This window comes from Sulfobacillus sp. hq2, from assembly GCF_002903155.1.
Taxonomy (GTDB): domain Bacteria; phylum Bacillota; class Sulfobacillia; order Sulfobacillales; family Sulfobacillaceae; genus Sulfobacillus; species Sulfobacillus thermotolerans.
In genome coordinates this window covers 17,311-26,548 of record NZ_NWUL01000009.1, presented here as the reverse complement: position 1 = coordinate 26,548, position 9,238 = coordinate 17,311, and the positions used below count along the sequence as shown (strand labels likewise).

At 61.0% G+C, this 9,238-nt stretch carries 14 protein-coding genes; 1 reads left to right on the top strand and 13 read right to left on the bottom strand.

Going from position 1 to position 9,238, the window contains the following annotated elements:
* Window positions 1-27 precede the first annotated feature (27 nt).
* From CO251_RS00830 to iscB, 8 genes are all read right to left on the bottom strand, one after another.
* A complete protein-coding gene (locus CO251_RS00830) occupies window positions 28-474 on the bottom strand; it encodes a RusA family crossover junction endodeoxyribonuclease (protein WP_103373929.1) in 447 nt (148 codons plus the stop codon).
* The gene (locus CO251_RS00825) at window positions 471-752 is read right to left on the bottom strand and encodes a hypothetical protein (RefSeq protein ID WP_103373928.1); all 282 of its coding nucleotides are present in this window, start codon (window positions 750-752) and stop codon (window positions 471-473) included. Before CO251_RS00825 ends, CO251_RS00830 begins: the two co-directional genes overlap by 4 nt.
* A gap of 21 nt (window positions 753-773) precedes the next feature.
* Window positions 774-1,007 (bottom strand): hypothetical protein, encoded by a 234-nt coding sequence (locus tag CO251_RS00820; RefSeq protein WP_103373927.1) that lies wholly within the window; start codon window positions 1,005-1,007, stop codon window positions 774-776.
* A gap of 61 nt (window positions 1,008-1,068) precedes the next feature.
* The gene (locus CO251_RS00815) at window positions 1,069-1,428 is read right to left on the bottom strand and encodes a hypothetical protein (protein WP_103373926.1); all 360 of its coding nucleotides are present in this window, start codon (window positions 1,426-1,428) and stop codon (window positions 1,069-1,071) included.
* 51 nt (window positions 1,429-1,479) lie between these two features.
* Window positions 1,480-1,665, bottom strand: a complete 186-nt coding sequence (locus CO251_RS00810) for a hypothetical protein (RefSeq protein ID WP_103373925.1) — start codon at window positions 1,663-1,665, stop codon at window positions 1,480-1,482.
* A 73-nt stretch (window positions 1,666-1,738) separates the two neighbouring features.
* On the bottom strand, window positions 1,739-2,035 hold the full coding sequence (locus tag CO251_RS00805; RefSeq protein ID WP_103373924.1) for a hypothetical protein: 297 nt from the start codon (window positions 2,033-2,035) through the stop codon (window positions 1,739-1,741).
* Window positions 2,032-2,259: a hypothetical protein gene (locus CO251_RS00800; protein ID WP_146038942.1), complete on the bottom strand. Its 228-nt coding sequence runs from the start codon at window positions 2,257-2,259 to the stop codon at window positions 2,032-2,034. The genes CO251_RS00805 and CO251_RS00800 overlap by 4 nt, the downstream gene beginning before the upstream one ends.
* 39 nt (window positions 2,260-2,298) lie before the next feature.
* On the bottom strand, window positions 2,299-3,555 hold the full coding sequence (iscB, locus tag CO251_RS00795) for an RNA-guided endonuclease IscB (protein WP_103373922.1): 1,257 nt from the start codon (window positions 3,553-3,555) through the stop codon (window positions 2,299-2,301).
* A 339-nt stretch (window positions 3,556-3,894) separates the two neighbouring features.
* Here iscB and CO251_RS00790 point away from each other — a divergent pair, with 339 nt between their 5' ends.
* The gene (locus CO251_RS00790) at window positions 3,895-4,995 is read left to right on the top strand and encodes a ParB/RepB/Spo0J family partition protein (protein ID WP_103373921.1); all 1,101 of its coding nucleotides are present in this window, start codon (window positions 3,895-3,897) and stop codon (window positions 4,993-4,995) included.
* Window positions 4,996-5,102: 107 nt separating this feature from the next.
* Here the strand turns inward: CO251_RS00790 and CO251_RS00785 are convergent, their stop codons facing one another.
* From CO251_RS00785 to CO251_RS00765, 5 genes are all read right to left on the bottom strand, one after another.
* The gene (locus tag CO251_RS00785; protein WP_103373920.1) at window positions 5,103-5,900 is read right to left on the bottom strand and encodes a hypothetical protein; all 798 of its coding nucleotides are present in this window, start codon (window positions 5,898-5,900) and stop codon (window positions 5,103-5,105) included.
* A gap of 123 nt (window positions 5,901-6,023) precedes the next feature.
* Window positions 6,024-6,653, bottom strand: coding sequence for a hypothetical protein (locus tag CO251_RS00780; protein ID WP_103373919.1), 630 nt, complete (start codon window positions 6,651-6,653; stop codon window positions 6,024-6,026).
* Window positions 6,654-6,917: 264 nt separating this feature from the next.
* Complete coding sequence (locus CO251_RS00775; RefSeq protein WP_242968148.1) at window positions 6,918-8,186, bottom strand: phosphatidylserine/phosphatidylglycerophosphate/cardiolipin synthase family protein; 1,269 nt, start codon at window positions 8,184-8,186, stop codon at window positions 6,918-6,920.
* Window positions 8,187-8,224: 38 nt separating this feature from the next.
* Complete coding sequence (locus CO251_RS00770) at window positions 8,225-8,623, bottom strand: hypothetical protein (RefSeq protein ID WP_103373917.1); 399 nt, start codon at window positions 8,621-8,623, stop codon at window positions 8,225-8,227.
* Window positions 8,624-8,956: 333 nt separating this feature from the next.
* The gene (locus tag CO251_RS00765) at window positions 8,957-9,175 is read right to left on the bottom strand and encodes a hypothetical protein (protein WP_103373916.1); all 219 of its coding nucleotides are present in this window, start codon (window positions 9,173-9,175) and stop codon (window positions 8,957-8,959) included.
* Window positions 9,176-9,238 lie beyond the last annotated feature (63 nt).

The following is a 9,238-nucleotide window of genomic DNA, read 5'->3' as shown; positions in this document are numbered from 1 at the left end:
CCACAGGCCGCGCATGGGGGCGCGGCCTTAGGCAGGCGCGGGCGGGCCGGCTAACAGCGCCGGGGGGAGCTCGTCGGGCTGGTACACCCACAAGGTCACGTGCGGATTAGCCCGGTCCACCGTCGGGAGAAACGGATACGGCAAGACCCAGCGATCATTGGGATAGAGAATGTGTTCGAGCGCATCCCAGAGCGCCTTCAAATTGGGCAGGTCATGGGCGCGGCGATCCGGCCAGGTGACCCGAAACCCCACCACGACCCAGGTCGGCAGAGAGCCGTCCCAGGCGACGCGGCGCGCCCACTGACGCGCCAACAGGGCCGCCTCCGTCTTCCAGGCCCGGGCCGCGGGAGTCAAGGCCATGCCATAGGCCCGGGCGCCGCGCAAAATCGGATGATATTGGTGATTCGCCGACGGCGGCACAGGTAACACCAGCGGCGGCCGCCGCACTGGCCATAACGGCGGCGGGGTCGTCATTCCGCGTCATCGGCGGGGAGTAAGCCCGCGTGCAACCCCTGAAGTAAATCGGCCACCACCATGAGCGCCGCCGCGCCAAAATGGTCGCGCAAACTCTCGCCCACAATCTGGCCAAACGCCGTCACGTCCGCGGGCGAGCCCAACCGCATGGCCGAGCCCGCAAAGCGGCGGTCGTCTTCCGCGCCCGTGACACACAAAAGAAACGTCGTCGCTTGGGCAATGCGCGGATCACGGACCACCGCATCAAAGACCGTCAGTTCGGTGTCGGATGACGTCATCAAGAATCCCTCCTAAGTCCGTTATGGCGACCCGAGATCCGGGTCCGGGCCGTCGTGAAACAGATGGGCGTGGGTCGCCGCGGTCCGTGCGACGGCGTCGGCCGCGGGCGCCGGATCATCCGCCAACGCGTCCATCATCTCGCCCATCCACGAGCGAAACGCGGCATCCGAGACATCCGGGTCCGCTTGAGCGACCGCGACGCGCTGGATGGAAGACGCCAACCCATCGGCCGGGGTGGGGAAAGACCACGCCAAAACCCTCACCTCCTGAGAGCGCCGCGAAAAAACAGCACCCCGAGGCAGCGCCTCGGGCACGTTAGCACGGGGCGGGCGCCATCATCTGAGCCAGCCATGCGGTCACGCGTGCGGCCGTCGCAGCGTCAAGCGTCCAGTCCGGCACCCCGCCGTCTAGCACGCGGGCCGTAGACTCCGATGCCGTAAACGTCCGCCACGTGGACACGCCAAAGTCCGCAATAAATTGGCCATAATGGGGATGAAACGGGGGATAGCGAAAGCGCCGATCGTAAAAGGCCACGACGGGTTCGCCCGTGCGGTTCGTGTGATGCCGCTGGGCTCCCGTGCGCACCAGGGCCGCGGCGGGCCACACCACCACGGTGAGGGGTACCCCCTGGGCCGTACGCACGGCATACACCGGCAACATCGGTAACACAGCCATATTGAGACACCTCCTGGAGATAGATCCACCGAGGGCGCCGGGTGCCCTCGTCTAAGATCGCGGGGACGATTTTTTGCGAGCAGGGGTGCCCGTCGCGGCCGCTTCGACGGCGACGGACAGCACCACGCCCTCCGTGGGATAAACCTCGAGAAAATCCGCCAAGCCGCGCAGGACATCGGCCGCTTCCGCGCGGGTGAGACCTTTATGGTCAAGAGGTAAAAGAGGAAAGGACGCCATCGATCGATCCCCCTTTCATAGTCAAAATAGGAAAAACAAGGCCGGCGGAGAAACGGGGTGGGGCGCCATCGGTTTAGCACACTCCGGCATTCGGCAGCCACGCCGCGGGATGCGGCGTGGTGGCAAAGGCGAGGAGCGCGGTCTGCGCGGCCGCCAGTGTCGCGAAGGCCTGGGGTACGCCGGGCACGGCGGAGGCCAGCCAGCCCCGCAACCAGCCGCCCTGTTCCGGGAGATCCCGCTCGATCTGGACCAACCAGACCCGGCGGGTCCCGGAATACCACGCCTTGAGGGACCAACCGGGTATGGTCAGCACGCCGATGGTGCGCCACGTTTGGAGGGCCTCCGGCGCAAGGGCCGTCGGGGGACTCATACGACCAATCCCCCCGCGGCGGCGAGCTGCCGCCGGGCCAAGCGGGCCCAGCCGATCAGGTCATCAAGGGAGTACAGCATATCCTCCAACGTCCCATCCGTTTCGTCCGCATTCAGCAGCAGCGTATCGAGCCAGTCGGCGATGGCCTGCGCCTCGCCCCCACCTTGCGCGGTGAGGGTCGTTATGACCGCCCGCACGACGTCCGCGGAGCCATCTGTCATCATGCACCATCCATCATAGATCGGCGGCGGGGACTCCGGCGTTTAGGCCAGAGAGGAAGCCGCCTTTTCTCCTTTCTCAAGCTGAATTAACAAGGTTGAAGCCCGTTCCAGCAACATCAATTTATGATGGCTGGCACCCGACGTGATCTTGGTGCCGTCCAGTAACCGCAGATCGAATGCCCCACGCAAACGTCTCCCAAAAATAAAGCACTCTTGTCCGTTGTACCGCACCTTATCAAACAACTGGAAACCCAGTACGACCTTTGGAGATTTGTTGGCTTTTCGAACCCCGCCTTTGAGAATCGTAGCTTTGTGGAGTTGCCGATTTTGCCCCCGCACTTGTTTGATCAGGTATGTCTCGTTCAACGGTGTTGCCATGGGATGTCCGCTGATGCACCGAGCATCAATCAGATGGTTTTTCTGTAGACAGTTGCGGATACGCGTGTTCTTGGTCATGTACCCATAGGTCACGTCGGCATGCGGGAACACTTTTTGGATCCCCCGGTAGATAAACCATCGCATGACCGTCATCTGGATCGCATCGCGGAAGGATTCGTGTGGCCTCTGAAAGAGATGGGTCAATCCGGCCCGGTGGATCGTATCGTGGCAGGTTTCGCAGAGGGTGATCAAGTTGTCCGGTGCGTCCCCACCCGTTTTACGGGATTCGATATGGTGGACGTTGAGGATCTTGTCCCCAGATAGACCGCGACAATACTGACAGGTATGGTTATCCCGAAAGAGCACATACTCACGCACGTTCCAGAATCCCATTTGTTCGCCCTGTTGATAGTCGATTCCAGCAATATCAGGGTTTTTGATCTTCTGTATATCGAATTGGGCGACTTCCACGGTGATGTGGGTAATGGGCAGGATGCTTAACACGCTTTGAATGACTTTGACATGGGCATCGACTTTGTTTTGTACCGAAGGAGGCAACCACCCCTCGGGTTTCTTACGATTCAAGAATCGGGGTTGACGATACCGGGTTTTGCGGTGTCTTCTTGCCCGGCGGAACGCACGCCGGGTCGAAAGCAATGCTTGAATATCCGTACGAAGCATCATGTCCGCCTCAAACAGCACCTTTTTTTCGGTCGTCGCGGAAAGACCGAGATGCTTCGTCCCCGCATCGACTCCTAAAGAAACGGCTTGCTTATAGCCCGAACTCCCGTAGCGCAATCGGATCGTAAACGGAGTCCGTTGCACCACGGTCGCTTTGCCTTGCTGGAGTAACACTCGGGCTTTACGTGGCGAACAGGGCATCAGGGGCTGCCCGTGGTGATTGAGTACGTAGACGAACATCACGTCTACCTCCTTTCGGAGTGAATTGTCCTTCGCCAATGTTGGCATCGCTTGTCGTGCCCGCAGCACCGTCCCTTCCCCACAGGACTTTTAACCACGGACGACAGGGCTGGGAACTAGGACGCGCATCCCCAGGTGTCGTGACGATTCCAACGGAGCGCGCGAAGCGCTGAGGCTAGTCAATCTGAGGCTTTACCAAGCCTCGCCGTTTACGGCGGGGTGATTGACCCTTTCGGGGAGAGCAGATAAAAATCTGACCGATGCCTGTCCCCCCGGGACGGGGGGCATTGCTAATACCGCACCAATATGGGACAATGACGGCAATTCTTAGGAAAGCAGGTGATTCATATCGCGAACTCAGCGAAAAAGAAACGGCGGCCCGCAGCTCAGGCGCGCCCGGAACGGGGTAAAACCTCGTCGGTCCTGCAACCGCCCAAGACACCACCGGTATCCCATGCAGAAACCGACGACGTCACGGCGTTACGCGACCTCTTAGGGGCGCCGGCGCCCGAGATACCAGCGCCGATACTGGACGCCGACGCAGCGCCCGGGCTTCGCTATGAACCGCAAATCGTCGAGATTGCCTTTACGGCCCTCGATCGCCGGGCTGACAACGTGCGCAAAAGCATGGACGCCGAAGATTTGTCGGCGCTCCAAGCCAGTTTGGCACAACACGGCCTGATGCACCCCGTGATTGTGGAGCCCTTGCCGAACAAAACGCGGGGCTTCCGGTATCGGCTCGTGGCCGGCTATCGCCGAACGGCCGCCGCGCAAGCGCTGGGCTGGACCCACATTCCGGCGCGGGTGTTGACGGCGCCGTTGAGTGACGAAGACCGCCAGGTCTTGCAAATGACCGAAAACTTGCAACGCGAAGGCATGCGCCTGCGCGATGTGGTGCAGAGCGTGCAGGCGTTGCATCAGGCCGGGCGCACGACGAGCGAGATGGCCCGGCAACTGGGCATGAGCACGAGCCGTGTCCATCTGTATCAGCAGTTGGGCGACGTCCTGCAAGCGCATCCCAAGTTGTGGGCGTATTTTGACAAAGGCCTCATTTCAATTGAACATTTCCGCGCGGCCCAGCGCCTGTTGACGGCCACCCGGCGCAAAGCCGGTGCCGTGACCACCGATCCATCCGTGCAAGCGCAAATCATGGCGCAAGCGGAAAAGATCTTTGTCGAAATGCTGGAACGCCTCGCCCAAACGCAGCCGCTGACGATGCAGCGGGTCAGCAAAGAAGTCGTGCGGTTGCTCGATCAAGCCGGCGTCGAAAAAGCCACCACGCCCCGGCCGGCGAGCAGCGGCATCAAACCGACCGTCGTCCTCGCGAATTTCAAGAGCTTGGCGGTCGACACCTTAGACCGGGAAGACCTCGAAGCCCTCATTGTGGTCGCCGAAGCGCAACTGACCGCCGCGCAAGCGCGGTTGGCGCACATGCGGTAACACATGATATAATGAGGGTCACGCACACATCCTCCCCGCGCCGTCTCTCACACAAGGCGGCGCGGGGCGTGTTGAGAAATCCCCCAAGAACCCGACGGCCGCCGGACTTAATCCCAGACTTCGACGGGCGGGAGCGCCCGCACCGCCGCTAATAAGGGATGGGTCGGATCGGCGGCGAAGGCCGCGCCCAACGTCTTGCGTAAAGCATAGCCCGCTTCCGCGACGGCGGCCCATGAGGGTTCCGGTTCCCGCAAGTCGTACGAGGCCAACAAGGCGCCCGTATAGCGCTTATTGTGCGGTAAGACGGCATGATCGCCATGCGGGCGCATGATCTCAAGGGTATACGTCACAGGCGTCTCAATACAGCCTACCAGCACATGCATGCGGAACGTCTCGGGATCGATCACATAGCCCCATTCCATAAAGAGCCAATCGAGGGTATCCGGCGTCAGGTCCGCCTCCTCAAGCGTCTCGTGCTGATGATACCGCGCCTCCGGATCGGGATAGCCCGTCCGCCGGAGGTTTTGGATGATGGACCACTCCTCGCGTGCGCGCCGTAGGGCCTCCGCGGCAGACAACCCTGGCTGCTGGCGTGCGGTCTGGTAGGCCGCCAACGACGTGACGTCCGGGAACGCATCGGCCGTGTACACCACACCACAAATCGAATGGGGCTGACCTGTGGCCTGCCCGCAATAGGGGCACAGCCCGGCGGTGGACATTTGCCGCCAATCGGTGTAGCTCAGTAACGTGTGGGCAAAGCCGTGCAGATGGGCATCCTCGTGCAAAAACTGGCGGGCCTTCGCCCAGACCTCCGCACCCAGCCCCGTAGGATACGAATCGGCATGATTGTAGCGCGCATGAAACTGATCCGGCGTGCCAATGCCGACAAAACCGTGCGTAGACATCAAAATCGCCTCCTTGAATGACATGATGAGACACGGGCGCGCAGGGCGCGCCGGACAACACAAAAACCGACGCCGCGGGCCGTGACGTCGGTGCGAAAACCCGTGCCGCCCAGCGGTTGGCCATTAGGGCAAGAACACCCAGGGCACCGCCGCGGCGAAGACGAGGACACTGAAGGACTCCGGGAGCGTGAACGACGGAGGTGTAGGCAGAGTAAAGAACCAGAAGACCAGGCGGACCATGCCATAAAGAGCCACGCCTTGCGCGAGGCGGCGTATCCAAGAAGGGGACGGCGCGCCAATTAGCCGGGTGACGGGTCGCCTTGGCGGACGAAGTGAAGGAGCTGGCGCCCAGCGTTGCCGCGCCACCAGAGCTTCCAGCGTGGCCATCCACGTGGTCAGCAGCGCCTCACTCGCTTGCCAGCGGTCATGGGCATAGGTGAGACGAACGTCCATAGAAGCCCCGCGCAGAACGGGCAAGGTCCCTGTGAGGGAGAAGGCGGGAACGCACGAACGGCAAGGAGAGGGCGTATTCACAAACCAGTGGGATCCCACAAAAGGCGTCGCGGTAAACCAAATATGGACGGTCACTGCGAACGTGTCGGAGACGAGAATATGGCCGTACCATCGGTCAGCCCAGGCGGCGAGCTGGATATCCAACCAGGTCTGCAACGCATCGATCATCAGGGGAGCCATCTCGCGTTGCGTCTCGTCGTGAGATCGTAACGTCCATAACGTGGTGTCCCAAAAATCCATGGAAGAAACCTCCTGTAAGGGGGGACCAGGGGGAAAAGGCGCCCTGATCTCCGGCGACCCCTGACGGGAGACGCCCCCCGAGATAGGCCGAAGATTAGCCCAGCCGGTGGATGGGCGAACGAGAGGGCTGAGAGAGGCCACGCGGCCCCTCTCTTAGGACCGCCGCCGCCATGGGACGGAGGCCAGGTATAGCAAAGGGACGATCGTGACGATAGATAGCGTCATGGCGAGACATCGAGGAGCGCGCTTTTTCCTTGTCGTTGGTTAATGATCGACGACGGCCACGAGCCGCGACCCGACAAAATACATCGTGGCGGTCGGATACACCCAGGCGATTTGCACCTGCCCGTGATAGGTCGTGGGATAAGTGCGGCTTGGCGATCCCCACAGGTGCCGCACGGTGGCCTCTGACGCGCCCTGGGGCAGCCAGGGGCGAGCCGAAGAGGGGGAAATCGGTGTGGTCGTGCGAGGCGACGCGCCGGACGCCGTCCAGGGCGTCGCCTGCTGCCACCAGTGGGCAAACCAGGCGGCGAGCACCGTCCGGTCCGGGCCGGACACCAGAACGCCCATCTCGCGGTTATCTTGCAGAGACACGGACGATAGATTTTGCGATCCGAGAAAGGCTTGGCTGGCCGTGATGATCGTCTTGGCATGCACATACGGCGTGGTTAGTGTCCGAATTTGCACCCCGGCCTGTGCGAGCGTGGCCAGACGAGCTTGGGCTGCGGCCGAGGCAGGAGCGGGACAGAGGAGATGCAGATTCGATCCTTGGGCCGCCATCGCCGCGAGCACCGCGGGGTCATCGCCAATTTCTTCGGTGGTCATGTCCAGAGGCCCGGCGGACTGCAAGAGGTGGACCCACGTCGCGGTAGCCCCGGGGGAGAGCACCAGCGTCTGCCGGGGCCCCGTTCCAGCGGTCTGGTCCGTCCAGTCGGCCTGAAAGACCTGCATCGCCGCTTGCGCCAGCGCGCCCGTGACCTCCACGGCCGCCTCGAGATTGGTCCCGTCAAATGCACTATCGGTAAAGTTCAGGGACCCGATGATCGCCGTCACGTGCGGCGTCCCCGGATTGACCACGAGATATTTGGCGTGGTCAAAGGCATACGCCTGATCAAACCGCGGCGGGGCATGGCGCACGGTGCAGTCGGGAATCGCCGCAAGCGCTTGGCGTTCGTGCGGCACAGCCGCGGCATCGTCATAAGGATTGGGGGCGAGCATCACATGAATGGGCACCCCGCGCTGCCCCGCGTGCCGCAAGGCGGTCAGAATGGCCGGATTATCGATCAGATAGGCATTGAGGTCAATCCCCGTGCGGGCGTGACCGATGAGCGTGACCCAGGGGGTGACACCGGCGCCCGGTTCCAGTATGAGCGTAGGCGTGGACGGGGCGCCGGAAGACGCCGGCCGCGACGAAACTCCCGGCGAACGGAACGGAATCGCTGCGGCGGAGGGGGTCGAAAGGCCGCACCCCGACAGGCTGATGAGCAGTGCGAGAGCGCTGATGAGGCGAACGCGGTGAGACCATAAGAACACAGATAATCCCTCCGAGTGATTGGCATAAGGTGTCATGTTTAGGACGGAGCCCACCCATAGCCAGACCAGAAGGCGGCCATGAGTTTGTCGGAGTAGAGAATGGGCTCCTCCTCATCATTAGCGGGAGGGTGAGCGGCTTCGTCTGCCAGGATTTGCGTGAAGAGAGGCATCAGGAGAGGCTGCAACGCGGCAATTTCCGGCGACATGGGGGCGTGGGTGCTCAACCATTGATGTAAGGTCATGACGGTCAGATGTGGCCCGTCGGGAAAGTGTACGACGGGTTGCATGGTAATCAACGTGCGAATGATGGCTTTGCTGTTCGGCATCCGTCTTAGCCAATAGCCTAACCACCACAGGAGATCAAAGGGATCCGCTGAGGAGAGAGGCTGAAAAGGGTGGACAGTAGTTTGCGCCACAAGCGTGTCAATCGAGTGCATAGCGGCCTCCTTGCGCCACGTTAGATAAAGATCTCATTTTATCACAAGAGTAAAAACCCTTACATCAGAGATGCGAAACAGATCCTGTAGCCGCCCCACACGGGGCGTCTAGCCTTATACCGTCAGAGTTAGCGACATTTAAGGCAAGGATCGTCCGCGATAAGGATAGCAATAGTAGCTATCTTTTCAAGCGGCATATTATTAACGCCATCCCAATCACATTCTTTTACACAGTCCTGTTGTTCTTCGTTGGTCATAAACACTTAACGAAACGCTATAAGGGCGCCGTGAATTTCAAAATCTTCAATCAGAGTCCAACCCCATCCGGGACTTTCAGGCCTGGGTCGTTGACAGAGTGTCCTCTTCCTCAAAAGGCGTGCCACAAAACGGACAATAGGTCATTGCATAGGACGTATTCGCCTGGCAATCTATGAGTGTCGCAACAATGCCGGATGTTGCCGGATTCACCGTGAGATGAATGATATCCGTATTCCGGTAATAGTGTTGGAGGTCGGGACAACACCAGCCCCATCCGCCACGGTTTAAGTGCATAATAGGTCACCGTCCTTTGTCGTTGGAATGGGAACCCGTAGAAGCAGAATGCGGCATCGCATG